This is a genomic window from Streptomyces sp. NPDC060027, from assembly GCF_042737005.1.
Classification (GTDB): Bacteria; Actinomycetota; Actinomycetes; order Streptomycetales; family Streptomycetaceae; genus Streptomyces.
This window is the reverse complement of the sequence record NZ_JBHWVI010000052.1, coordinates 1-24,029: the sequence shown is the minus strand read 5'-3', so window position 1 is coordinate 24,029 and position 24,029 is coordinate 1. Positions and strand designations below refer to the sequence as shown.

At 69.3% G+C, this 24,029-nt stretch carries 21 protein-coding genes, 1 pseudogene and 1 riboswitch; of the genes and pseudogenes, 14 read left to right on the top strand and 8 right to left on the bottom strand.

Annotation, left to right across the window (positions count from 1 at the left end; all coding sequences use genetic code 11):
- The first annotated feature begins 3 nt into the window (after positions 1-3).
- The 3 genes and pseudogenes from ACFWBT_RS15940 to ACFWBT_RS15930 all read left to right on the top strand — a co-directional run.
- Positions 4-918 carry a MerR family transcriptional regulator gene (locus ACFWBT_RS15940; RefSeq protein WP_385700297.1) on the top strand — a complete coding sequence of 305 codons (915 nt, stop codon included), beginning with the start codon at positions 4-6 and terminating at the stop codon, positions 916-918.
- A gap of 60 nt (positions 919-978) precedes the next feature.
- Positions 979-1,191, top strand: a complete 213-nt coding sequence (locus ACFWBT_RS15935) for an EF-hand domain-containing protein (protein ID WP_385700294.1) — start codon at positions 979-981, stop codon at positions 1,189-1,191.
- A 199-nt stretch (positions 1,192-1,390) separates the two neighbouring features.
- A pseudogene (locus ACFWBT_RS15930) lies at positions 1,391-2,080 on the top strand (NADPH-dependent F420 reductase); the annotation flags it as partial.
- Positions 2,081-2,135: 55 nt separating this feature from the next.
- Here ACFWBT_RS15930 and ACFWBT_RS15925 read toward each other — a convergent pair.
- From ACFWBT_RS15925 to gcvT, 7 genes are all read right to left on the bottom strand, one after another.
- Positions 2,136-2,678, bottom strand: a complete 543-nt coding sequence (locus ACFWBT_RS15925; RefSeq protein ID WP_385700292.1) for an MOSC domain-containing protein — start codon at positions 2,676-2,678, stop codon at positions 2,136-2,138.
- A 103-nt stretch (positions 2,679-2,781) separates the two neighbouring features.
- Positions 2,782-3,954 (bottom strand): N(5)-(carboxyethyl)ornithine synthase, encoded by a 1,173-nt coding sequence (locus ACFWBT_RS15920; protein ID WP_385700289.1) that lies wholly within the window; start codon positions 3,952-3,954, stop codon positions 2,782-2,784.
- A 218-nt stretch (positions 3,955-4,172) separates the two neighbouring features.
- Positions 4,173-4,730: a glycoside hydrolase family 25 protein gene (locus ACFWBT_RS15915; protein WP_385700288.1), complete on the bottom strand. Its 558-nt coding sequence runs from the start codon at positions 4,728-4,730 to the stop codon at positions 4,173-4,175.
- A gap of 198 nt (positions 4,731-4,928) precedes the next feature.
- A complete protein-coding gene (locus tag ACFWBT_RS15910) occupies positions 4,929-6,296 on the bottom strand; it encodes an L-serine ammonia-lyase (protein WP_385700285.1) in 1,368 nt (455 codons plus the stop codon).
- Positions 6,297-6,458: 162 nt separating this feature from the next.
- Positions 6,459-7,721 carry a serine hydroxymethyltransferase gene (gene glyA / locus ACFWBT_RS15905; RefSeq protein WP_385700284.1) on the bottom strand — a complete coding sequence of 421 codons (1,263 nt, stop codon included), beginning with the start codon at positions 7,719-7,721 and terminating at the stop codon, positions 6,459-6,461.
- A gap of 11 nt (positions 7,722-7,732) precedes the next feature.
- Entirely contained in the window at positions 7,733-8,110 is a 378-nt protein-coding gene (gcvH, locus tag ACFWBT_RS15900) for a glycine cleavage system protein GcvH (protein ID WP_266762993.1), read from the bottom strand.
- A 158-nt stretch (positions 8,111-8,268) separates the two neighbouring features.
- On the bottom strand, positions 8,269-9,402 hold the full coding sequence (gene gcvT / locus ACFWBT_RS15895; protein WP_385700281.1) for a glycine cleavage system aminomethyltransferase GcvT: 1,134 nt from the start codon (positions 9,400-9,402) through the stop codon (positions 8,269-8,271).
- Positions 9,403-9,549: 147 nt separating this feature from the next.
- Positions 9,550-9,646: riboswitch (glycine riboswitch) on the bottom strand.
- 175 nt (positions 9,647-9,821) lie between these two features.
- Here gcvT and ACFWBT_RS15890 point away from each other — a divergent pair.
- The 10 genes from ACFWBT_RS15890 (at position 9,822) to ACFWBT_RS15845 (ending at position 21,650) form a co-directional block, all read left to right on the top strand.
- A complete protein-coding gene (locus tag ACFWBT_RS15890; RefSeq protein ID WP_385700278.1) occupies positions 9,822-10,490 on the top strand; it encodes an AAA family ATPase in 669 nt (222 codons plus the stop codon).
- 61 nt (positions 10,491-10,551) lie between these two features.
- Positions 10,552-11,328: an enhanced serine sensitivity protein SseB gene (locus ACFWBT_RS15885; RefSeq protein ID WP_385700275.1), complete on the top strand. Its 777-nt coding sequence runs from the start codon at positions 10,552-10,554 to the stop codon at positions 11,326-11,328.
- Between the two features lie 226 nt (positions 11,329-11,554).
- On the top strand, positions 11,555-12,343 hold the full coding sequence (locus ACFWBT_RS15880; RefSeq protein ID WP_385700274.1) for an enhanced serine sensitivity protein SseB C-terminal domain-containing protein: 789 nt from the start codon (positions 11,555-11,557) through the stop codon (positions 12,341-12,343).
- A 554-nt stretch (positions 12,344-12,897) separates the two neighbouring features.
- A complete protein-coding gene (locus tag ACFWBT_RS15875) occupies positions 12,898-13,908 on the top strand; it encodes an ABC transporter permease (protein WP_385700271.1) in 1,011 nt (336 codons plus the stop codon).
- A gap of 61 nt (positions 13,909-13,969) precedes the next feature.
- A complete protein-coding gene (locus ACFWBT_RS15870; protein WP_385700269.1) occupies positions 13,970-15,763 on the top strand; it encodes an ABC transporter substrate-binding protein in 1,794 nt (597 codons plus the stop codon).
- A 117-nt stretch (positions 15,764-15,880) separates the two neighbouring features.
- A complete protein-coding gene (locus tag ACFWBT_RS15865) occupies positions 15,881-16,879 on the top strand; it encodes an ABC transporter permease (protein WP_385700266.1) in 999 nt (332 codons plus the stop codon).
- The gene (locus ACFWBT_RS15860; RefSeq protein WP_385700263.1) at positions 16,876-17,973 is read left to right on the top strand and encodes an ABC transporter ATP-binding protein; all 1,098 of its coding nucleotides are present in this window, start codon (positions 16,876-16,878) and stop codon (positions 17,971-17,973) included. The genes ACFWBT_RS15865 and ACFWBT_RS15860 overlap by 4 nt, the downstream gene beginning before the upstream one ends.
- A gap of 23 nt (positions 17,974-17,996) precedes the next feature.
- Entirely contained in the window at positions 17,997-19,268 is a 1,272-nt protein-coding gene (locus ACFWBT_RS15855) for an ABC transporter ATP-binding protein (RefSeq protein ID WP_385700260.1), read from the top strand.
- A 277-nt stretch (positions 19,269-19,545) separates the two neighbouring features.
- A complete protein-coding gene (locus tag ACFWBT_RS15850; protein ID WP_385700257.1) occupies positions 19,546-20,937 on the top strand; it encodes a M1 family metallopeptidase in 1,392 nt (463 codons plus the stop codon).
- Positions 20,938-20,984: 47 nt separating this feature from the next.
- Positions 20,985-21,650 carry a trimeric intracellular cation channel family protein gene (locus ACFWBT_RS15845; RefSeq protein ID WP_351541785.1) on the top strand — a complete coding sequence of 222 codons (666 nt, stop codon included), beginning with the start codon at positions 20,985-20,987 and terminating at the stop codon, positions 21,648-21,650.
- Here ACFWBT_RS15845 and ACFWBT_RS15840 read toward each other — a convergent pair.
- Positions 21,550-22,902, bottom strand: a complete 1,353-nt coding sequence (locus tag ACFWBT_RS15840) for an alpha/beta hydrolase (RefSeq protein ID WP_385700254.1) — start codon at positions 22,900-22,902, stop codon at positions 21,550-21,552. The two genes, ACFWBT_RS15845 and ACFWBT_RS15840, sit on opposite strands and share 101 nt — an antisense overlap.
- A 161-nt stretch (positions 22,903-23,063) precedes the next feature.
- Between ACFWBT_RS15840 and ACFWBT_RS15835 the strand changes: the two genes are divergently transcribed.
- Positions 23,064-23,924 carry a thioesterase family protein gene (locus ACFWBT_RS15835; RefSeq protein WP_351541784.1) on the top strand — a complete coding sequence of 287 codons (861 nt, stop codon included), beginning with the start codon at positions 23,064-23,066 and terminating at the stop codon, positions 23,922-23,924.
- Positions 23,925-24,029: the final 105 nt, after the last annotated feature.

The following is a 24,029-nucleotide window of genomic DNA, read 5'->3' as shown; positions in this document are numbered from 1 at the left end:
GACATGATCGAAGACGGCACCGGCCTTTTCACCATCGGGCGCCTGGCCCGCAGCACCGGCCTGTCCGTCCGCACCATCCGCTACTGGTCGGACGAGGGCGCGCTGCCCCCGGTGGCCCGGTCCGCGGGCGGCTACCGCCTGTACGACGCCGGGTCCGTGGCCCGCCTGGAGCTGATCCGCACCCTGCGCGAGCTCGGGCTGGGGCTCGACGACGTGCGCCGGGTGCTGGCGGGCGAGACGACGGTGGCGGAGGTGGCGGCCGCGCACGTGGCCGCGCTGGACGCGCAGATCAGGTCGCTGAAGGTGACCCGGGCGGTGCTGTCGACCGTGGCGCGACGCGGCTCGACCGCGGAGGAGATGACACTCATGAACAAGTTGGCGCGGCTCTCGGCCGCCGAACGCGGGCGCATCATCGACGACTTCATGGAGGAGACCTTCGGAGGCCTGGACACCGCGGACCCCGACATCCGTACCCGGATGCGGTTCAGCATCGGCGATCTTCCGGACGACCCGGCCCCCGAGCAGGTGGACGCCTGGGTGGAACTGGCCGAGCTGATCCAGGACCGGGGCTTCCGCGCCCGGATGCGCGAGATGATCGAGTTCAACGCGGCGGACCGGGGGCCGGACGTGGCGCCGGGCACGTCCCTGTGGTTCATGAGCCGGCTGGTGCAACTGGCGGGCGAGGCGCTGGAGCGGGGCGTCGACCCCGCGTCGCCGGAGGCGGACACGGTGCTGAGCGGGCTCCTCGGCGACGCCGACCGGGCCGCCGTACTGGCGCGCATGGAGTCCGCGGCACACGCCGAGATGGCCCGCTTCCGGGAGCTGAGCGCGCTGGTACGCGGCATGGACCCGCTCTCGGCGTACCGCGAGGAGTTCGCCTGGGTGGTCGCCGCACTGCGCGCTCGCGCGGACCGTTAATGTGACCTCCGTACACAAGGCAGCAACGCACGCAGTGATGCACGACGAAGGGGCGGATCGGTGGCCGACATCGAGGAAGCACGCAAGCAGTTCGAGCGGATCGATACGGACGGTGACGGGTTCATCACCGCAGCCGAGTTCAAGTCCGCTCTCGCCCAGGGCGGCGACTGGAACGTCACCGAGTCGGTGGCGGAGGCCCTCATCGCCAGCCGCGACCTCAACGGCGACAAGCTCCTCTCGTTCGACGAGTTCTGGGCCCACCTGAACAAGTGACGTCTGCCGAAGGGGCGTCCACCGGTCTTCCGGCGGGCGCCCCTTCAGCGTGCCGGAACCCATCGGCGGGCCCGGAAGCCCGGCGGTCCGGGCCCGGTGACCGCGGTCCGGTGATCCGGTGATCCGGTGACGGTCACCCGAATACGGCACGTCCTGGAATAGGGCATCCGCCTCCGGGGTTGGTGATGCCCATCAGGAGCATCCACCCCGGAAGGGTCTGTCTCTCATGAAGATCGGCATCATCGGCGCGGGCAACATCGGCGGCAACCTCACCCGGCGGCTCACCGCCGTCGGTCACGACGTCTCCGTCGCCAACTCCCGCGGCCCCCACACGCTCACCGAGCTCGCCGAAGAGACCGGGGCGACCCCCGTCACGGTCGAGGAGGCGGCACGGGGCGCCGACGTCGTGATCGTCACGATCCCGCTCAAGGCCGTGCCGGACCTGCCGGACGGCGTCCTGGACGGGGCCGCCGAGGGCGCCGCCGTCATCGACACCGGCAACTACTACCCCCAGCAGCGCGACGGCAGGATCGCCGGGATCGAGGACGACGGCCTCACCGAGAGCCGCTGGACCGCCCGGCAGCTCGGCCACACGGTCGTCAAGGCCTTCAACGGCACCTACGCCCAGGACATTCTGGACCGTGCCCGTCCGGCCGGTGCCCCCGACCGCATGGCCCTCCCGGTGGCCGGCGACGACGAGGCGGCGAAGCGGCGCGTGCGCGACCTGATCGACGAGATCGGCTTCGACACCGTCGACGCCGGCGGCCTGGACGACTCCTGGCGCCAGCAGCCCGACACCCCCGTCTACGGTCTCCAGGAAGGCATCGACGCGGTGACGAAGGCGCTGGCGGAGGCATCCCCGGAGCGCACGCCGGCCTTCCGCGGATAACCGCTGCGGCCGTACGGCTGCCGACCGCGTACACCGGCCGGCAGCCGTGGGGAGGTCAGACGATCTCCAGGGGCCGGTGCGGCCCGTCCGGAAGTTCCATCGCCACGCCGTCGCCGGGCCGCACCACTCCGCCGACGAGGACGACACTCATGATCCCGGACCTGAACCGGGCCTTCCCGTCCTCTCCCCGCCCGACGACCTGCTTCAGGAGCCCCTTCTCGAAGGTGTCGATCTGGGCGCAGGGGTTCCGCAGCCCGGTCACCTCGACGACGGCCACCCCCCCGAGGCGCAGCCGCGTCCCCGTGGGCAGCCCCAGCAGGTCTATCCCCCGGGTGGTGACGTTCTCCCCGAGCTGACCGGCCGCGACCTCGAAACCGGCCTCCCGCACCTCGGCGAACAGCTCCTCGTGGATGAGGTGCACCTGCCGCAGGTTCACCTGTGACGGGTCCTTCTCCATCCGGAAGCGGTGCTTGACCGTCGTCCCGGCGTGCACGTCCCCCTCCACGCCGAGCCCGGCGAGCAGGGTGACGCTCTCCCGGTTCGGCTTGGTGAACGAGTACGTCCCGCTGCTGCTGACCGCCGTGACCGTCCCACCCATGTGATCGCTCCCCGTTCGTCCGGCCGCTGGTCGCCCCGGTGACCAGCGGAATCGTAAGCCTGTCCGTCGCGGGAGCGGGGACGGGGGGCGGTCCCGATGGTGCCTAGGCCGCTGAGACCGCCTTGGCCGCCGGGATCTCGGGAGCGTGGGGGTAGGCGGCCGACCGGTGCTGGAAGGAGAGGATCTTCGGGTTCTGGACGACCCCGTCGCGGATCTCGATGGCCTTGGCGACCGTGACGTCGGCGTCCCATGCCGCGGGGCCGCTCATGACCTTGCGCAGATAGGGAAGCAGCGCCTCGCTGATCTCCCAGGTGGCGGAGTTCCACAGGTGGGACGGGCTGTGATCCACCGCGTAGTAGTGGCAGCCCGAGCCCACCATGGGCATGGGGTCGCCGAAGGTGGTCGGGCGGGCCCACGCGAAGCCCATGCCCTCGTCGCAGGCGACGTCGATGAAGAAGGTCCCCGGCCGGAACAGGGCGAGTTCCTCGTCGGTGACGAACGTGAGCGGAGCGTCGGTGTCCTGGAGAATGCAGTTGACGATGATGTCGAACCCGGCCAGGTACTCCGCCAGCGGCACGGAACCGGCCGCGGTGACCGCCTGCAGGCGCGACGGATCGTCCTCCTGCTCCTGGAAGTGCCCCATCACGACCGAGGGCATCGGCGAGGCCACCGCCGCGGCGGCCCGCTGGGTGAGCACCGTGACGTCGGAGACGCCCATGGCGCCCAGACCCGTGACCGCTCCACGCGCCGTGGCGCCGAAGCTGATGACCGCCGCGCGCAGGCGGCGTCCGTAGCTGCCGGTCAGCCCGCCGAGCTGCAGGGCGTGCAGCACCGAGCAGTAGCCCGCGAGCTCATTGTTCTTGTGGAACACATGGACGCTGAAGGCGCCCGTGGAGGTCCAGTGGTTCATGGCTTCCCAGGCGATCAGGGTCAGCCGCCGGTCGATGCCGATCTGCGTCATCTTCTCGTCCTGCACACAGTGCGGCCATCCCCACAGCACCTGACCCTCGCGCAGCTCGGCGATGTCGTCGTGCAGGGGCTTGGGCAGCAGCATGATGTCGCACTCGGCGACGAGCTGCTCGCGGGTGCGCAGGCCGGCCACGAGTGGTCGCAGCGCGTCGTCGGCGACGCCGAACCGTTCGCCGTAGCCGTGTTCGAGGAAGATCTTCTCACGGACGTCCGGGGCTATCCGGTCGAGGTGGCGAGGGTGCAGCGGCAGGCGGAACTCGTTCTCCTTGCGGGAGGAGGCGAGTACTCCGAGACTCATCAGACTCATGTGGGGCGGCTCATCTCTGGCCGGACGCGATGTGCTCCGGCCTTGCCGTTCCCCGAGGGCGACGCCGAAATGGATGACGGCGTGCGAGGTGCGCTCGGTACGGCCACGGTACTCCGGTTCCGGCCGCGGATCGCCCGGCGTCCGTCCGGGACCGACGGGTCCGCCGGTCCCCGGGACCGGGGCGCGGGGCGCTCCCGTGGCCTCCGCGTCGACGATCTCTAGGCGCTGCCGGCCCACGCGCGCAGCGCGGCCTTGCTCGCGAAGTTCGCGACGTCCTTGTCCACCGGCTCGTCGGTGTGCTGGTGGAATCGCCACTTCGCCTTGACGCGGGGTTCGCCGGCGGTGACGTAGTCGGCGATCCAGAGGCCGTCGCCGGCGTACGCGGTGGTGTCGACGTTCAGCCAGAAGTTCCGGTTGGCGTAGAGCAGCACGCGGTGGTCCGGTCGGAGCTCCTTCACCTTGCGGATGAAGCGGTCCTTCTCCGCGTTGCTCGCGTGGGTTCCGTCGCCCGTGGTCTCCCAGTCGACGGCGAGCAGGTCGCCCGCCTTCTCGGGGGCCTTGCTCAGGAAGTACGCGGCCTGGGCGGTGATGTTGCCCGGCCACAGGAAGTGGTAGAAGCCCACCACACAGCCCGCGTCACGGGCCGTCTTCACCTGCGCGGTGAGCTTCGGGTTGACGTACGAGCGGCCTTCCGTCGCCTTGACGAAGACGAAGGAGAGGCCGGCGGTGCTGTACGCGGACGACTGGTAGGCGCTGACGTCGATGCCTCGCAGCATGGATGGAGCCTCCGTGCGTGGGGGACGGGCCGTGTGGGGTGACGGCCGGTGTTCGTGGGGGAACAACCACCTTTCAACTGCCCGCACTTCGCCCGCTCCACCCTCGCACGGCTGTCCGGCGCGCACGCCCCGCGCCTCCCGGGGCCGGGCCGCCGAGGCGGCGGCCGGCACCCTGCGGGCCGGGTCAGGGCCTGGTCGTCAGCACTCGATGATGTTGACCGCCAGCCCGCCCCGGGCCGTCTCCTTGTACTTCACGCTCATGTCGGCGCCGGTCTCCTTCATGGTCTTGATGACCTTGTCGAGGGAGACCATGTGGGAGCCGTCGCCGCGCATGGACATCCTGGCCGCCGTGACGGCCTTCACCGCGGCCATGCCGTTGCGCTCGATGCAGGGGATCTGGACCAGGCCGCCGACCGGGTCGCAGGTCAGGCCGAGGTTGTGCTCCATGCCGATCTCGGCGGCGTTCTCGACCTGCTCGGGGCTTCCGCCGAGCACCTCGGCGAGCGCGCCGGCCGCCATCGAGCAGGCCGAGCCGACCTCGCCCTGGCAGCCGACCTCGGCGCCCGAGATGGAGGCGTTCTCCTTGAAGAGCATGCCGATGGCTCCGGCCGCGAGCAGGAACCGTACGACACCCTCCTCGTCGGCGCCCGGCACGAAGTTGATGTAGTAGTGCAGGACCGCCGGGATGATGCCCGCCGCGCCGTTGGTAGGGGCGGTGACCACCCGTCCGCCCGCCGCGTTCTCCTCGTTGACCGCCATCGCGTAGAGGGTGATCCACTCCATCGCGTGGGCCAGCGGGTCGCCCTCGGCGCGCAGCTGGCGGGCCGAGTGGGCGGCGCGGCGGCGGACCCTGAGGCCGCCCGGCAGGATGCCCTCGCGAGCCATACCGCGCGAGACGCACGCCTGCATCACGCGCCAGATGCCGAGGAGCCCTTCGCGGATCTCCTCCTCGGTGCGCCAGGCCCGCTCGTTCTCCAGCATCAGGGCGGAGATCGACAGGCCGGTCTCCTTCGTGAGCCGCAGCAGCTCGTCGCCCGTGCGGAACGGGTACTTCAGGACCGTGTCGTCGAGCTTGATGCGGTCCTCGCCGACCGCGTCCTCGTCGACCACGAAGCCGCCGCCGACCGAGTAGTACGTCTTCTCCAGGACGAGCTCGCCCGAGGCGTCGTACGCGAAGATCGTCATGCCGTTCGCGTGGTACGGCAGGGTCTTGCGGCGGTGCAGGACCAGGTCGTCGTCGAAGGAGAAGTCGATCTCGTGCTCGCCGAGCAGGTTGATCCGGCCGGACGACTTGATCTGCTCCACGCGGTCGTCCGCGCCCTCCACGTCGACCGTGCGGGGCGAGGCGCCCTCCAGGCCGAGCAGCACCGCCTTGGGGGTGCCGTGACCGTGGCCGGTCGCGCCCAGGGAGCCGTACAGCTCGGCGCGTATCGCCGTGACCGGGGTCAGCAGTTCTTCGTTGCGCAGCCGCCGGGCGAACATGCGCGCGGCGCGCATCGGGCCCACCGTGTGGGAGCTGGACGGGCCGATGCCGATCGAGAACAGGTCGAAGACCGAGATGGCCACGGGAACTCCTTGCTGGTTTCGCCGGACGCCGTTGTCCGACGGAGGTGGTGCGGGACTGCATGGAACGGGGCACCGCGCGCTGCTTCCAGTGTGCGCGGTGCCCCGGACGTCTGTACGAAAAATACCGTACGAACGAAAACGTACGACAAATAGCGTACGAAACTACTTCAGGCCGGGGTACAACGGGTGCTTGTCGGCCAGAGCGGACACCCGGCTCTTCAGGGACTCCTCGTCGTACGACGGCTTCAGCGCCTCGGCGATGATGTCCGCGACCTCGGTGAAGTCCTCGGCCGTGAAGCCGCGGGTGGCGAGGGCGGGCGTGCCGATGCGCAGGCCGGAGGTGACCATCGGCGGGCGGGGGTCGTTCGGGATGGCGTTGCGGTTGACCGTGATGCCGACCTCGTGGAGACGGTCCTCGGCCTGCTGCCCGTCCAGCGCGGAGTTGCGCAGGTCGACCAGGACCAGGTGCACGTCCGTGCCGCCGGACAGGACGTCCACGCCCACGGCCTTCACGTCGTCCTGGACCAGGCGCTCGGCCAGGATGCGCGCGCCGTCCAGCGTGCGCTGCTGGCGCTCCTTGAAGTCGTCGGAGGCGGCGACCTTGAAGGAGACGGCCTTGGCGGCGATCACGTGCTCCAGCGGACCGCCCTGCTGACCCGGGAAGACCGCGGAGTTGATCTTCTTGGCCAGCTCGGCCGTCGAGAGGATCACGCCACCGCGGGGACCGCCGAGGGTCTTGTGGGTGGTCGTCGTGACGACGTGGGCGTGCGGCACCGGGTTCGGGTGCAGCCCCGCGGCCACCAGGCCGGCGAAGTGCGCCATGTCGACCATGAGGTACGCGCCGACCTCGTCGGCGATCCGGCGGAACTCGGCGAAGTCCAGCTGCCGTGGGTAGGCGGACCAGCCGGCCACGATCAGCTTCGGCCGGGACTCCTTGGCGAGGCGCTCGACCTCGGCCATGTCGACCTGACCGGTCTCGTCGCTCACGTGGTACGCGACCACGTTGTAGAGCTTGCCGGAGAAGTTGATCTTCATGCCGTGGGTGAGGTGCCCGCCGTGCGCGAGGTTCAGACCCATGATCGTGTCGCCCGGCTTGAGCAGCGCGAACATCGCGGCCGCGTTGGCCTGGGCGCCCGAGTGCGGCTGCACGTTGGCGTGCTCGGCGCCGAACAGCGCCTTGACGCGGTCGATGGCGATCTGCTCGATCACGTCGACGTGCTCGCAGCCGCCGTAGTAGCGGCGGCCCGGGTAGCCCTCGGCGTACTTGTTGGTCAGGACCGAGCCCTGGGCCTCCATGACCGCGACCGGAGCGAAGTTCTCCGAGGCGATCATCTCCAGGGTGGACTGCTGGCGGTGCAGCTCGGCGTCGACGGCGGCGGCGACGTCCGGGTCCAGCTCGTGAAGCGGGGTGTTCAGAATCGACATGCGGTGACTCCTCAGCCGGCGGTGAAGGCGGTGTACTCGTCGGCGGACATCAGGTCCTCGGGCTGGTCCGCGACGCGGACCTTGAACAGCCAGCCGCCCTCGAAGGGCGCGGAGTTCACCAGCGACGGGTCGTCCACCACGTCCTGGTTGGCCTCGACGACCTCGCCATTGACCGGGGAGTACAGGTCGCTGACCGACTTGGTCGACTCCAGCTCGCCGCAGGACTCGCCCGCGGTGACCGTGTCACCGACCTCCGGGAGCTGGGCGTAGACGACATCGCCGAGCGCGTTGGCCGCGAACTCGGTGATGCCGACCGTCGCGACGCCGTCCTCGGCGACGGACAGCCACTCGTGCTCCTTGCTGTAGCGCAGCTGCTGGGGGTTGCTCATGGCCTGAATTCTCCTGTACGCGGTGGAGTGCTGATGAAGGGAAGCGTGGGTGACCCGGGCGGATGTGCGCAGGGTCACTTCGGGCGCGCGACGGGGCCGACGGTCACGGCCGGCGCCTGACGGGCGTCCGTGTCATGTCCGGCCTTTGCGGACCAGTGTCACTTCTGGCGCTTGTAGAACGGCAGCGCCACGACCTCGTACGGTTCGTGACTGCCCCGGATGTCCACGCCGACACCGGCGGTGCCCGGCGCCGCGTGCGCGGCGTCGACGTACGCCATCGCGATCGGCTTGCCCAGCGTGGGGGAGGGGGCGCCGGAGGTGATCTCACCGATCACCTTGCCGTCGGCGACGACGGGATACCCGGCGCGCGGCACACGACGGCCCTCGGCGATCAGCCCGACCAGCACGCGCGGCGGCTCGGAAGCGGCACGCTCGGCGGCTTCGGTCAGGGCCTCGCGCCCCACGAAGTCGCCTTCCTTCTCGAACTTCACGACCCGCCCGAGGCCGGCGTCGAAGGGGGTCAGCGCGGTGGTCAGCTCGTGCCCGTACAGCGGCATGCCCGCCTCCAGGCGCAGCGTGTCGCGGCACGACAGACCGCAGGGGACCAGCCCGGCCGGGGTGCCCGCGTCGGTCAGCGCCTGCCACACCTTCTCGGCGTCGGCGGGCGCCACGAACAGCTCGAAGCCGTCCTCGCCGGTGTAGCCGGTGCGGGCGATCAGGGCCGGAACTCCGGCCACCGTGCCCGGCAGGCCCGCGTAGTACTTCAGACCGTCGAGGTCCGCGTCGGTGACCGCCTTGAGGATGCCGGGGGACTCGGGCCCCTGCACGGCGATCAGCGCGTAGGCGTCACGGTCGTCGCGCACGACCGCGTCGAAACCGGCGGCGCGCCCGGTCAGCGCGTCCAGCACCACCTGGGCGTTGGAGGCGTTGGCGACGACCATGTAGTGAGAAGACCCGGCCTCGTGCTCGGCGAGCCGGTAGACGATCAGGTCGTCCAGGATGCCGCCGTCCTCCTGGCAGATCATCGTGTAGCGGGCGCGGCCGACGCCGACGGTGGCGATGTTGCCGACCAGCGCGTGGTTCAGGAGATCCGCCGCCTGCGGGCCGGTGACGGTGATCTCGCCCATGTGGGAGAGATCGAAGAGGCCTGCCTTCGTACGGACGGCGACGTGCTCGTCGCGCTCGGAGGCGTAGCGCAGGGGCATGTCCCAGCCCGCGAAGTCGGTCATCGTCGCGCCGAGCGAGCGATGCAGGGCATCGAGCGCGGTGTGACGGGGTGCGTTGCTGCTCATCGGTCTGGCTCCCAAGGCATGACGGCGAGGTCGTTCCTCCCCATCTGTCATCGGAACCTGAGAGGTTCATCAGTACCCCACGAAATGGTGGTCCTGACTTGCACCTTGGGTGGAGCCACTGGTCAGCGGCCCGCTTTTCAGATGTGCCTCGCCCGCGCGGTAACGGGGCCTGAGAGATTCAAGGGAGGGACTTGCTCCTTCGGCGCCCGGGTACACGTACCCAGGACTCTCCCGCGCGGATTCAAGCGGCCGGTATGCAGTTGGCGCGGCCATCATTGCACGCGCTGTCCGATCCCGGCAGTCCGCCATCTGTAACCGGCCTGTGGCAGTCCGCGCACCGAAACAGGAAGCGCCGGGCATTGCCCTCTCTTTACACTCGACGGGGATGGGACTCCACATCCATGGGGAGGACGGTCACGGTGAACAGGACCAGGGCGTACGCGACGACCTCGGGTCTCGCGCTGCCGGAGCAGCCCGGCGCGACGGCCAGGGAGGCGCGCGGCCCGCTTCCGGCGGTCGTCGTCCGCGACCTCCGCGACCGGGCGGGCCACAGCCCGCACGGTCTCCGCTTCGGGGCGGGCGACCTCGTCGTGGTCACGGGACTGCCCGGCAGCGGCAAGTCGACGCTGATGCGGCGGGCCGTGAAGGGCGCGCGCGTCGACTCGCAGGACACCCGCGACCGCTGGGACGGCCGGATGGCCCGCCTGCTGCCCTACGCGGTCTACCGCCCCCTCGTCCGCCTCTCGCACTACGCCGGCCTGCGCCGCGCGCTGCGCGGCGGCGGCGGAGTCGTCGTGCACGACTGCGGCACGCAGGCCTGGGTGCGCCGCTGGCTCGCCCGCGAGGCCCGGCGCCGGGGCGGCGCACTGCACCTGCTGCTGCTCGACGTCACGCCGGACACCGCGCTGGACGGCCAGCGCGAGCGCGGCCGGGGCGTCTCGCGCTATGCCTTCGCGCGCCATCGCGGCGCGATCACCCGGCTGCTGCGTTCCGTCGAGAAGGGCGGCCTGCCCGAGGGCTGCGGTTCGGCGGTGCTCATCGACCGGGACGCGGCGGACGTGCTGCGCAGGATCGACTTCGGCCACTGACCGGTCGCGGTGGCCCATTAACCTTTTGCCGGAACAGTGGTTCGAAGCAGGCGGTAGACAGATGGACTTCCCGGCACAGGCGCACCCCCACCCGCACGGCGGTTGGCCCGGCAACGAGCTGGAGGAGGTGCTGTCCGCCTCCCTCGGCGTACCCGCGGGGCCCTCGTCGGGCGCCCGCATCGTCGAGGTGCTCGGCCGCAGCTTCGTCTGGGTGCCGCTGCCCAACGGCGGCGGCCCGCAGAGCGGCCCGCTCGATCTGCCCACGATGGAGCTCGAGGGCCAGGTGTACGTCCCCGTCTTCAGCTCCGAGGAGCAGTTCCGCCAGGTCACCGGCGGACACATGTCGTACACGATCGCGCCCGCCGTGGAGTTCGCCCGCGGACTTCCACCGCAGGTCGGCATCGCGGTCAACCCGGACGGCGTGGTCGGCGTACCGCTGCCGCCGATGGCCGTCGCCGAACTGTGCCGGGCCGGGCGGACCCCGCTCGACGGGCCGGCCAGCGGTGGCCGGGTGCGGCTCTTCGAGCCCGACTGGCAGGAGGACCCGGTGGACTTCCTGGCGGCGGCCTCGGCCGAGTTCGCCGGGACCGGCGTCGTCCTGAGCGCCCGTCGCTGCCTGGCCAGCATCGAGGGTGACGATCCGGTCATGTTCATCGGCGTCGAACTCTCGCTGTGGGAGGGCGAGGCCCGCACGCTTCCCCTCGACGCCCTCGGCCGTGCCCTCGGCCGCGTTCCGATGAACATTCCGGTGAACCTGGTTCTCCTCGACGTGACGCAGGACCCGGTGGGCGACTGGATGCGGGCCCAGGTGCGCCCCTTCTACCAGCACGGTCACTGAACGACGCGGTCCCGAGGGTGCGCGGGGGACCGTGCGCCCGGCCGCCGACGGCCCGCGGCCTCCCCCGCGCGGTGCGTCTCGGCTCTCGGCTGCTTCCCCCGGCGGAGCGCGATCCCCGCATAAGCTGGTTTCATGGCCCGGTCGAGGTGTTGACGCACGTTCGTAACCGGTGCCTCGGGTGTATTGGATGAGTTGGTCGTGAATTGTTCGCGAAGGGGCGGTTGAGGTGAGCGCGTCGGGCACGGCCGCGGCCGGGCAGGTCGAGCACATGCTGCGCCAGGTGACGCCCGGGCGTTACGACGCCTACGAGGCGCTCCTTCGCGCGCTCGCGACGCCGTCGTCCGGCCAGGTATGGATGCTCCTGTGGCACGGCCAGGCCGGCTCCCCGGACGCCCAGTACGGGAACATGCAGGTGGACGGCTTCGGGTACGCGCCTTGCGTCACCTCCGCCCAGGAACTCTCGGCCAGCGGCTGGAACCGCTCGTACGAGGTGGTGGACGGGCTGGATGTCGCCCGCACCCTGTACGCCGACCACTTCGGCCTCTGGCTCAACCCGCACGCCCCCGGCGGCGGCCTGGGCATCCCCTGGCTGGATCTGCGCCGGATCGCCACGGGCCTGGAGCGGCAGCCCGCCGGCCCGCTCCGGCTCTCCGAACCCGGCATCGAGATCCCGCAGTTCTACGCCCTGCTCACCCAGAACGCCCATCTCACCCCGGCCGTACGCTCGTTGCGCCGTGCCTGGGTCCAGCCCACGCTCGGGGCCCCGTATCTCGCCATCGGCCTTGACGTGTACGACACTTCACCGCCCGCCGTCGACTCGGTGCGGGCGATGATGCAGCAGTCCATCGGCGCGGTCCCGGACGGCCTGCCCGTCTCCACCGTCGCGATGTCGGACGAGTTCGACCCGGTCGCGATGTGGCTGCGTGCCAACGCCCGGCCGTTCTACGACCGTGAGGCGCACGCGGCTCCGGTCCGCGGGTACGGTGGCCCGTCGCCGCGCGGCGCCGCTTACTGACCGGACCACGCGCCGAAGAATCCCTCGACGCGATCGGCCTGACGTCGGAGCAGGAACGCCGCCCCTCCTCGACATGGGTGGGGGCGGCGCCTGTCTGCCGGCGCCACACGGCAGACGACGGACCTGCTCCGTGGCCGTTTCTGCAGGGCCGAGCTGCTGCGCTATCGCGTGCTCATGCCAATCCTTGCCATGACTTACGTCTCCTTATGGCGTCGAAGGTTTCTTGGATGGCGAAGCGTGGCCAATCCTGATCCATGGACGGCCGGAACAGGCCGTGTGGTGATTTGGTGCAAACGTGAGCGATATTGCCCAACTCTGCACCGGTATGTCCCGATTGCGGCAGTTCGATCCTTGATATCCGCCGTCCGGATAACGGAACCTCCCTGATGGCATCACGTTTGCGCATCCATTCACCGTCAAGTCTGGCAACAGATCGCCCAATCATTGAAGACTTCCGGCTCCAGGGGTTTAACCCCTGAGTACTACGGACTGATCACGCCGCTACAGCGGCAAGTGTGGGCCGGCTACCGCCGGTTGAGAGGGGTCCCTGCCAGATGACGGCACCATTGCACGAGCCGACGGCTGAAGTCGCGCCGAGCGCGGCCGAGGAGGCGGCACTTACCGGCTCCGCCGAGGCGAAGGCGGTACAAGGACGTTCCCTCGGCCGCATCGCCTGGGAGCGCCTGAAGCGGGACAAGCTGGCCCTGACGGGCGGCCTCGTGGTGCTCGTGCTGATCCTGGTCGCGATCTTCGCGCCGTTGATCACGAGCCTGGTCGGGCAGGACCCCGAGACCCACCACGAAAACCTGATCGACCCGCTCTTCTCGACCCCCGTCGGGTCCTACGGCGGGATCAGCGGTGACCATCTGCTCGGTGTCGAACCGGTCAGCGGTCGCGACATCTTCGCCCGGATCGTCTACGGCGCCCAGGTCTCACTCCTGGTCGGCTTCCTGTCGGCCCTGGTCGCAGTGGTGCTCGGCACCATCCTCGGCGTGCTCGCCGGCTACTTCGGCGGCTGGCTGGACGCGCTCATCAGCCGCGTGATGGACGGTCTGCTGGCCTTCCCGCAGCTGCTCTTCATCATCGCGCTCGTGTCGGTCATGCCGAACGAGATGCTGGGCCTGACGGGTACGGGCGTCCGCCTGTTCGTCATGATCCTGGTGATCGGCTTCTTCGGCTGGCCCTACGTCGGACGCGTGGTGCGGGGTCAGACGCTCTCCATGCGTGAGCGCGAGTACGTCGAGGCCGCGCGCAGTCTCGGCGCCGGGCGGTTCTACATCCTGTTCAAGGAGCTGCTGCCCAACCTGGTCGCGCCGATCATCGTGTACACGACGATGATGATCCCGACCAACATCCTCACCGAGGCGGCGCTCAGCTTCCTGGGCGTGGGCGTCAAGCCGCCCTCGGCCTCTTGGGGACAGATGCTCTCCTCCGCGATCGATTACTACGACTCGGACCCGATGTACATGGTCATTCCGGGTGTAGCGATCTTCATCACCGTGCTCTCCTTCAACCTCTTCGGCGACGGCGTACGCGATGCGCTCGACCCGAAGGGTTCCCGCTGAACTGCCGTACCCCCGGGCCCGTCACCTATCGGACGGGCCGCTACACACACGGAGGATCCGAGTGATTACCCAACGCACCACAGGGCGGCGCAAGCAGGCCGTGGCCGCCGCAGCGGTGGTCGCTGCACTGCTGTCCACGGCGGCGTGCGGCGGCGGCGACGACAACGAGGGCGGTGGCTCGAAGAACGGCGCGCCCGGCTTCGACGCTGCGAACAACAAGGTCGCTCAGGCCTCCCTCGCGAAGAAGGGCGGCACGCTGAAGTTCGCGGGCGTCCAGGACGCCGACTCGTGGGACACCACGCGCGGCTACTACGGCTTCGCCTGGAACTTCATGCGGTACTACAGCCGCACCCTGGTGACCGGTAACGCCGAGCCCGGTGCCGCCGGCGCCAAGCTCACGCCGGACCTCGCCACCAGCACGGGCAAGGTCACCGACGACGGCAAGACCTACACGTACACGCTGCGTGACGGCGTGACGTGGGAGGACGGCAAGCCGATCACCTCCAAGGACATCAAGTACGGCATCGAGCGCCAGTGGGCGCAGGACGTTCTGTCCGGCGGTCCGGTCTACCTGAAGGACATCCTCGACCCCAAGGGCGAGTACAAGGGTCCCTACAAGGACAAGTCCGCGGACAAGCTCGGCCTCAAGGCGATCGAGACGCCGGACGACAAGACCATCGTCTTCAAGCTTCCGCAGGCCAACTCGGACTTCGAGGACATCCTCGCGCTGGCCTCGTCCGCGCCGGTCCGTCAGGACAAGGACACCAAGTCCAAGTACGGCCTGAAGCCGTTCTCGTCCGGCCCGTACAAGTTCGACTCGTACACGCCGAACAAGAGCCTCAAGCTGGTCCGCAACCCGGAGTGGAAGGCGTCCTCGGACCCGATCCGCAAGGCCTACCCGGACGCGATATCGCTGACGCTGTTCACCAACGCCAACGACATGGACCAGCGTCTGATCAACGGCGACTACGACCTGGACATCAACCAGACCGGCATGTCGCCGCAGGGCCGCACCACCGCCCTGAAGAAGCACAAGGCCAACCTGGACAACCCGGTCTCCGGCTACGTCCGTTACGCCGTCTTCCCGCAGAGCGTGAAGCCGTTCGACAACGAGCACTGCCGCAAGGCCGTGATCTACGGCGCCGACCACGAGTCGCTGCAGACCGCGCGCGGTGGCCCGGTCGCCGGTGGTGACATCGGCACCAACATGCTGCCGCCGTCCGTCCCGGGTGCCGAGGGTCAGAAGTACGACCCGTACGAGTCGGCCACGACCAACAAGAACGGCAGCGTCGCCAAGGCCAAGGAAGAGCTGAAGGCCTGCGGCAAGCCGGACGGTTTCAAGACCACCATCGCGGTCCGCAACAACAAGCCGGTCGAGGTCGCCACGGCCGAGTCCCTCCAGGCCTCGCTGAAGAAGGTCGGCATCACCGTCGACATCGACCAGTACGACGGCGCGCAGACCAGCGGCATCATCGGTAGCCCCTCGAACGTGAAGAAGAAGGGCTACGGCATCATCATCATGGGCTGGGGCCCGGACTTCCCGACCGTCCAGGGCTTCGGTCTGCCGCTCTGGAGCGGCAAGTACATCCTTGAGAGCGGCAACAACAACTTCGCGCTGATCGACGACAAGAAGATCGACGGTCTCTTCGACAGCTACGTCAAGGAGCTCGACGAGGCGAAGAAGACCGAGATCTCCACGGAGATCAACCACAAGGTCATGGAGGGCGGTTACTACCTGCCCTTCGTCTTCGAGAAGTTCGTCAACTGGCGCGGCAGCAACCTCGCGAACGTCTACACGACCGACAACTACAGCGGTCAGTACGACTTCGTGAACCTGGCTCTGAAGCAGAAGTAATACCGACCGGCGCACCCGCCATACGGCACGAAAGGCAGGTGAAGGCCGGCGCGGCGTGACTGCGGGCCACCGGACGACCTCCGGTGGCCCGCGGTCACAGCCGCCGGGCCGAGAGCAGTGCTCGCTTACCTCATCAGGCGGCTCTTCGCCGCCGCAGTGATGCTGGTGGTCATCATTCTGGTGGTCTTCGGCATCTTCTTCCTCGTCCCCCGCTGGGCGGGCGTGGACCCGGCCACGATGTTCGTGGGCAAGCAGGCCGACCCCGCGGCGATCGAGGCCGTTCGGCAGAAGCTCGGGCTGGGCGAGCCGATCTTCGTTCAGGTCTGGGAGTTCTTCAAGGGCATCTTCGTGGGACGCACGTACGCGTCCGGCGGCGATGTCACGAACTGCGCGGCCCCGTGTTTCGGATACTCCTTCCGCAACGAGCAGGCCATCTGGCCGGTGCTCACCGACCGCTTCCCAGTGACCCTGGCTCTCGCGCTCGGTGCCGCCGTGCTGTGGCTGATCTTCGGTGTCGCTGCGGGTGTGCTCTCCGCACTCAAGCGCGGCTCCCTGTGGGACCGCGGTGCGATGATCGTCGCCCTCAGCGGTGTCTCGCTCCCGATCTACTTCACCGGTCTGCTGTCGCTGGCGGTCTTCAGCTACGGCCTCGGATGGCTGGACGGGCAGTACGTCCCCATCGACGAGAGCGTCAGTGGCTGGTTCGGCGGCATGATCCTCCCCTGGGTCACGCTCGCCTTCCTCTACGCGGCCATGTATGCCCGGATCACCCGCGCCACCATGCTGGAGATCCTCGGTGAGGACTACATCCGCACGGCCCGCGCCAAGGGCCTGCGCGAGCCGGTCGTCATCGGCAAGCACGCGATGCGTTCCACCATGACGCCGATCCTCACCATGTTCGGTATGGACCTCGGCGCCCTGATCGGCGGCGCGATCCTCACCGAGACCACATTCAGCCTGCCGGGCCTCGGCCAGGCCGTGCTGACGGCGATCAACACCAAGGACCTGCCGATCATCCTGGGCGTCACGCTGATCACCTCGCTCGCGGTGATCTTCGCCAACCTGGTCGTCGACCTCCTGTACGCCGTGATCGACCCCCGAGTGAGGCTGTCATGACCGAACTCAGCAAGAGCGGAGCGGCCATGACCGAGCCCGTGAAGGACTCGCGCGCGCCTTCCTCCTTCCTCGAAGTCCGCGACCTGAAGGTGCACTTCCCGACCGACGACGGCATCGTCAAGTCCGTCGACGGGCTCAGCTTCACGCTGGAGAAGGGCAAGACCCTCGGCATCGTGGGCGAGTCGGGCTCCGGCAAGTCGGTGACCTCGCTCGGGATCATGGGCCTGCACACCGCCGGCCAGTACGGCAAGCGCAAGGCCCAGATCTCCGGCGAGATCTGGCTCGACGGCACGGAACTGCTCTCCGCCGACCCCGACCACGTGCGCAAGCTGCGTGGCCGTGAGATGGCGATGATCTTCCAGGACCCGCTGTCGGCACTGCACCCGTACTACACGATCGGCCAGCAGATCGTGGAGGCCTACCGGATCCACAACAAGGTCGACAAGAAGGTGGCGCGCAGGCGTGCCATCGAGATGCTCGACCGCGTGGGGATCCCTCAGCCGGACAAGCGGGTCGACAACTACCCGCACGAGTTCTCCGGCGGTATGCGCCAGCGCGCGATGATCGCGATGTCGCTGGTCAACAACCCCGAGCTGCTGATCGCGGACGAGCCGACGACCGCCCTGGACGTGACTGTCCAGGCGCAGATCCTCGACCTCATCCGGGACCTGCAGAAGGAGTTCGGCTCCGCGGTCATCGTCATCACCCACGACCTGGGCGTCGTCGCCGAACTCTCCGACGACATCCTGGTGATGTACGGCGGCCGCTGCATCGAGCGGGGCCCGGCCGAGAAGGTCTTCTACGAGCCGCGGCACCCGTACACGTGGGGCCTGCTCGGTTCCATGCCACGTCTGGACCGTGACCAGACCGAGCGCCTGATCCCGGTCAAGGGCTCCCCGCCCTCGCTGATCAACATCCCGTCGGGCTGCGCCTTCAACCCCCGCTGCCCGTACGCGGACGTCCCGAAGGACAACGTCACCCGCACGGTCCGCCCCGAGCTGTCCGAGGTCGGCAGCCAGCACTGGGCCGCCTGCCACATGACGCAGGAGCAGCGGGAGCGGATCTGGATCGAAGAGATTGCGCCCAAGCTGTGAGTGAGAACGCAGAGGACAAAGCAGTGAGCATCCCTGCACAGAGCAACCGCTCGGCGACTCTCACCAAGGACGCCGCTCCCGGTGAGACGCTCCTGAAGGTCACCGGCCTGCAGAAGCACTTCCCGATCCACAAGGGCCTGCTCCAGCGGCAGGTCGGCGCCGTGCACGCGGTCGACGGGATCGACTTCGAGGTCAAGGCCGGCGAGACGCTCGGCGTCGTGGGCGAGTCGGGCTGTGGCAAGTCGACGATGGGCCGGCTGATCACCCGGCTGCTCGAACCGACGGGTGGCAAGATCGAGTTCGAGGGCAAGGACATCACGCATCTCGGCGTGGGCGGGATGCGACCGCTGCGCCGTGACGTGCAGATGATCTTCCAGGACCCCTACTCATCGCTGAACCCGCGCCACACCATCGGCACGATCGTCGGTGCTCCCTTCAAGCTCCAGGGTGTCGATCCCAAGGGCGGTATCAAGAAGGAAGTCCAGCGGCTGCTGTCGGTGGTCGGGCTCAACCCCGAGCACTACAACCGCTACCCGCACGAGTTCTCCGGCGGTCAGCGCCAGCGCATCGGCATCGCCCGCGCGCTCGCGCTCAACCCCAAGCTGGTCGTGGCGGACGAGCCGGTCTCCGCGCTGGACGTCTCGATCCAGGCTCAGGTCGTCAACCTTCTGGACGACCTGCAGCAGGAGCTCGGCCTGACGTACGTGATCATCGCGCACGACCTCTCGGTCGTCCGGCACGTCTCGGACCGGATCGCGGTGATGTACCTCGGCAAGATCGTCGAGCTGGCGGACCGCGAGTCGCTGTACAAGGCGCCGATGCACCCGTACACCAAGGCTCTGATGTCGGCGGTGCCGATCCCGGACCCGCGGCGCAAGAACGAGAAGAGCGAGCGCATCCTGCTCCAGGGCGACGTGCCCTCGCCGATCTCCCCGCCGAGCGGCTGCCGCTTCCACACGCGGTGCTGGAAGGCGACGGAGATCTGCAAGACGACCGAGCCGCCGCTCCTGGAGCTGAGGCCCGGTCAGCAGGTCGCCTGTCACCACCCGGAGAACTTCGCGGACCAGGCACCGCAGGACACCGTGCTGCTGACGGTCGCGAAGCAGGCGGCCCAACTCGTGGCCGACGAGGTGCTGGCGGAGTCCGCGGAGACGTCGGCGGCGGTGGCCGCGGACCTGCGGACCGGCGAGACCGCTGCCGAGTCCACGGACGTCGCGGCCGCGGAGCCCGCCAACGCGGCCGGTTCCGACGAGCCGGGCGCGTCGGAGGAATCGGCGAGCGACCCCGAGAAGTAGTCGGACGCCGTATCGAAGACGGCGCGAATGTGCCGTACGTATGCCCCGGTGACCAGGGAACTGGTCACCGGGGCATACGTTTTGGCGGGTTCCGGACCGGTCGGGTCGCGAGGCTCCGGACCGGCCGCCGACGGCGCGGAATTCGATCGTCAGGAGTCAACCGGCAAGTAGGCCGTGACGACTTGGCAAAGTCATGAGCATGCTCGAACGGGAGAGTGCAGAGTCCTCCGTGTCCGTCTGATCGGAAATGATCGGCACACGTACGAAAGGGACGCTGATGGCACTCTCCCGTTCGGCACGTTTAGGGGCTCTCGCGACCGCGGTTGCCTCCTTCCTCCTCATCGCCGCCTCCTCCGCCCCCACCCCGGGCGCCGACGGCATCGGCGACGCCTACTTCCCCCAGCTCGGCAACGGCGGCTTCGACGCCCGCCACTACGCCCTCGACGTGGCGTACAACCCCGACACCGACCGCCTCGACGGCCGTACGACCCTCACCGCCCGCGCCACCCAGAACCTCTCCGCGTTCGACCTGGACCTCCAGAAGCTGGACGTCACGAGGGTCGAAGTGAACGGCAGACGAGCCCACTTCACGCGGGAGGGCGACGAGATCCACATCGCCCCGCGCGGTGTGCTGGCCAAGGGCAGGACCTTCACGGTCACCGTCACCTACGGCGGAGTCCCCGAAGCGCTGAGCGGCCCGATCGTGTTCGGCTCCGACTACGGGTGGATGAAGACCGCCGACGGCGTCTTCGTCGCCTGCGAGCCCAACGCCGCCTCCACCTGGTTCCCCTCCAGCGACCACCCGTCCGACAAGGCGACCTACGACATCCGCATCACGGCGCCCAAGGGCCTGACCGCGGTCTCCAACGGACGCCTGATATCGACCCGGAACAGGGGCGGCAGCACGGTCGCGCACTGGCGTGAGCGCAGGCCCATGGCCACCTACCTCGCCACGGCGACCATCGGGAAGTTCGACGTGAAGACCGGCAGGACCCCCGCCGGGACACCGATCTACGTCGCCGTCGACCCGGTGCTCGCCAACAGCAACAGCGTCGACGTGTACGGCGTCACCGCCGAGGCCACCGACTACTGGTCGCAGGTCTTCGGCCCGTACCCGTTCGAGGAGACCGGTGCGATCGTCGACGACATGCCGCAGGCCGGCTTCTCGCTGGAGGTGCAGTCGAAGCCCGCCTACTCGGCGGTGCGCTCGGAGTCGACCATCGTGCACGAGCTGGCCCACCAGTGGTTCGGCGACTCCGTCTCGGTGGACCACTGGAAGGACATCTGGCTGAACGAGGGCTTCGCGACCTACGCCCAGTGGCTGTGGTCCGAGCACAAGGGCATCCGCTCGGCGCACGACTCGTTCGTCGCCGGGTACAGCGCGCGGCCCGCGGACTCCGCCTTCTGGCAGATCACGGTCGCCGATCCGCAGCGGGACACGATGTTCGCCTCGGCCGTCTACCAGCGCGGCGCGATGACCCTCCAGATGCTGCGCGAACGCATCGGCGACACCGCCTTCTTCAAGCTGCTCCCCGCCTGGACGAAGCTGCACCGGTACGGCAACGCCAGTACCGCCGACTTCATCGCCCTCGCCGAGCGGATCTCCGGCCGCCAGCTCGACGACCTCTTCCAGACCTGGCTGTTCACCACAGGCAAGCCGGTCGTCTAGACCTTGCTTCGTAAGGCGCACACCCCGCGACAGGTGAGAATGTGGGGGTGTTCCAGCATCTGTTCAGCCCCTCCGTCCAGCACACGCTCGATCTGATCGGCATTTTCGTCTTCGCGATCTCCGGCGCTCTGCTGGCCGTCCGCAAGAACTTCGACGTCTTCGGCATCGCCGTCCTCGCGGAGATCACCGCGCTGGGCGGAGGGCTGCTGCGCGACATCATCATCGGCGCGGTACCCCCGGCGGCCTTCACGGATCTGGGGTACTTCACCACGCCGATCGTCGCCGCCCTGCTCGTGTTCTTCCTGCACCCTCAGGTGGAGCGCATCCAGGTCGGCGTGAACGTCTTCGACGCGGCCGGGCTCGGACTGTTCTGTGTCACCGGCACGGTGAAGGCGTACGACTACGGGCTCGGTCTGACCGCTTCCGCCGCCCTCGGCCTCGCGACGGCCGTGGGCGGCGGTGTGCTGCGGGACGTCCTCGCCAACGAGGTGCCCTCGCTGCTGCGCTGGGACCGCGACCTCTACGCGGTGCCCGCGATCGTCGGCGCCACGATGGTGGTGCTCTGCATCCGCTACGACGTGCTCACGCCGTTCACCAGCGGCCTCGCCGTGGTCACGGCCTTCGTGCTGCGGCTGTTCGCGATGCGGTACCACTGGCGGGCTCCGCGCGCGTGGAACCGCCGCTCGACCGTGAGCGAGGAAGGGACCCCCTGACCCGGTCGGCCGTGCCGAACGGGTCTGCCGTGTCCACCAGGCCGGACTTTCCCGGGGTGCCGGCCGGGCCTGCTGTCTCGTCCGGGTCGACCGTGGTGCCGGCGTCGGCACCGGTGTCCGTGCCGGTGCCGGTGTCCGTGGTGAACCGCTGTGTCAGCCAGCGGAACACCTCCGGCAGCTGCGGCCGCCACAAGCCCATGTCGTGGCCGCCCGCGGTGCGCGGCAGCAGCACCACGTCCACGCTCGTCGGCGGCTTCGCGATCGCCTGGACCTGAGCGCCCGCCTCGTAGCCGTCGCCGGACTCGCCGGAGAAGTAGAGCGCGATACGGGGCGGGACGCGGTCGGCGAGCAGCAGTAGGGGATTGTTCCGTACCCGCAGCTCGGCACTCCGCCCGGCAAGTGAACTGCGTTCGCCCTTCGGGTCGTTGTAGCCGGACATGCTCACCGCGGCCCGGTAGCGGTCGGGGTGGGCGACGGCCAGCTTGGTGGCGCAGTGCGCCCCTGCCGAGTATCCGGCCGTCGCCCAGCCGTCGGGTGCGGCCTCGGCGCGGAAGTTGTCCGTGACCATCCTCGGCACGTCGATGCTGAGCCAGCTCTCGGCGTTCACCGTGCCCGGGATGTTCGCGCAGCCCGTGTCCGCCCGGGCCAGCAGGTTGGTGCGCGGCGCGACCAGGATGAACGGCGCGACCCGCCCGTCGCGCATCATCGGCAGCAGCTGCTCGTGCACCTTGAGCGATCCGAACCACGCCTTCGCGGAGCCCGGATAGCCCGGCAGCAGTTCCACCACGGGGAACCTCCGGTGGCGGTAGGCGGGTTCGTCGTACTGCGGCGGCAGCCAGACGTAGACCTCGGCGTGCACCCCCGACACCCGCCCCCTCAGGTCGGTGACGCGCACTCCGCCGGCCTGCCGCATACGTCGTCCGTCGGCCTGCCGGAAGGTCTGCCGCACCTTGGGCAGGGTCTCCGGCGCGACCCCTCCGGTGCCGTCCGGCCCGAGGTCGGCGGCCCGCTCGACGTGGTCGCCGGTCCCGAGGAGGTCGGCCCAGTCGTCGTACAGGCTGTTGGCGTTGTTCACGAGGACGAAGACCAGGCTGATCGCCGTGCCCTGGACGAACAGCAGCATCAGGAGCCGGGCCGCGCCGCGTACGGGCGCCGGCCCGGGGATCCGGGACCACAGGATCAGGGGCAGCACGAGGGCGACGGCACACAGCGCGACCGCGGTCAGGAGGAACGGAGTCCCGGTGAGGCTCATGTCCTTTCAGAGGAGAAGTCGGACCGATTGGTCACGGGTGATTGCGGACACTTGACGAGAAATGGCCGAATACTCACCCGGTTGGGCGGGGCGGCGGGGGTTCATGCGCCGGAAACAAGTAAAAGCTACCGCTTAGTAATTTCCTGTTGTACCGTTCACGCATGCCAGAAGCAGCTTCGGTACAGGCCGTACGGGCCACGATCGGCGACAGCGAGTTCGACCGGGACACCGCCGTCACCCTGCGCGAGGCGGGCGTCTACGACGTCGACCTCTCCGCCGGGTGGACGATCATCAGCGCCGTCAACGGCGGCTATCTGCTGGCCGTCCTCGGCCGCGCGCTCGCCGACGCCCTCCCGCACTCCGATCCGTTCACGATCTCCGCGCACTATCTGACCGCGTCCCAGCCGGGCCCCGCGGTCATCCGCACGGACGTCGTACGCACGGGCCGGACGCTGTCGACCGGACAGGCGTCCCTCTTCCAGTACGACGACGAGGGCCGCGAGATCGAGCGGATCCGCGTGCTCGCCTCGTACGGCGATCTCGACACCCTGCCCGACGACGTCCGGACGACCGCGCTGCCGCCCGCGATCCCGCCGATGGACCAGTGCTTCGGTCCGCAGGACGCGCCCGCCCCGATCCCCGGCAGCTCGGCGATCACCGACCGGCTGTTCCTCAAGCTCGACCCCGCGACCCTGGGCTGGGCGCTCGGCGCGCCGTCCGGGAAGGGCGAGATGCGCTCGTGGTTCGGACTCGCCGACGGCCGCGACGCGGACCCGCTGTCGCTGCTCCTCGCGGTCGACGCGCTGCCGCCGACGGCCTTCGAGATCGGGCTGTCCGGCTGGGTGCCGACCGTCGAGCTGACCGTGCACGTGCGGTCCCGCCCCGCGCCCGGCCCGCTGCGGGTCTCGATCACCACCCGCAACCTCGCCGGGGGCTTCCTGGAGGAGGACGCGGAGGTGTGGGACAGCGCCGACCGGCTGGTCGCACAGTCCCGGCAGCTCGCACGAGCCCGCCTCCGCTGACTGCCGCGCGCCCGTGGCCCGGCCGCGCCTCACCGGTCGGGGTGAGGCGCGGCCGTACGACGCGGACGGCCACCGCCTGTCAGGGGCCGGTGTCCACCGTGTGCC

What these genes read in the sequence shown, in the direction of transcription:
- ACFWBT_RS15940 (WP_385700297.1), top strand. Translation starts at nt 4, where the DNA reads ATGATCGAAGACGGCACCGGCCTTTTCACCATCGGGCGCCTGGCCCGC.
- ACFWBT_RS15925 (WP_385700292.1), bottom strand. Translation starts at nt 2,678, where the DNA reads ATGGGTGGGACGGTCACGGCGGTCAGCAGCAGCGGGACGTACTCGTTC.
- ACFWBT_RS15920 (WP_385700289.1), bottom strand. Translation starts at nt 3,954, where the DNA reads ATGAGTCTGATGAGTCTCGGAGTACTCGCCTCCTCCCGCAAGGAGAAC.
- ACFWBT_RS15915 (WP_385700288.1), bottom strand. Translation starts at nt 4,730, where the DNA reads ATGCTGCGAGGCATCGACGTCAGCGCCTACCAGTCGTCCGCGTACAGC.
- glyA (WP_385700284.1), bottom strand. Translation starts at nt 7,721, where the DNA reads ATGTCGATTCTGAACACCCCGCTTCACGAGCTGGACCCGGACGTCGCC.
- gcvH (WP_266762993.1), bottom strand. Translation starts at nt 8,110, where the DNA reads ATGAGCAACCCCCAGCAGCTGCGCTACAGCAAGGAGCACGAGTGGCTG.
- gcvT (WP_385700281.1), bottom strand. Translation starts at nt 9,402, where the DNA reads ATGAGCAGCAACGCACCCCGTCACACCGCGCTCGATGCCCTGCATCGC.
- ACFWBT_RS15885 (WP_385700275.1), top strand. Translation starts at nt 10,552, where the DNA reads ATGGACTTCCCGGCACAGGCGCACCCCCACCCGCACGGCGGTTGGCCC.
- ACFWBT_RS15875 (WP_385700271.1), top strand. Translation starts at nt 12,898, where the DNA reads ATGACGGCACCATTGCACGAGCCGACGGCTGAAGTCGCGCCGAGCGCG.
- ACFWBT_RS15860 (WP_385700263.1), top strand. Translation starts at nt 16,876, where the DNA reads ATGACCGAACTCAGCAAGAGCGGAGCGGCCATGACCGAGCCCGTGAAG.
- ACFWBT_RS15850 (WP_385700257.1), top strand. Translation starts at nt 19,546, where the DNA reads ATGGCACTCTCCCGTTCGGCACGTTTAGGGGCTCTCGCGACCGCGGTT.
- ACFWBT_RS15840 (WP_385700254.1), bottom strand. Translation starts at nt 22,902, where the DNA reads ATGAGCCTCACCGGGACTCCGTTCCTCCTGACCGCGGTCGCGCTGTGT.
- ACFWBT_RS15835 (WP_351541784.1), top strand. Translation starts at nt 23,064, where the DNA reads ATGCCAGAAGCAGCTTCGGTACAGGCCGTACGGGCCACGATCGGCGAC.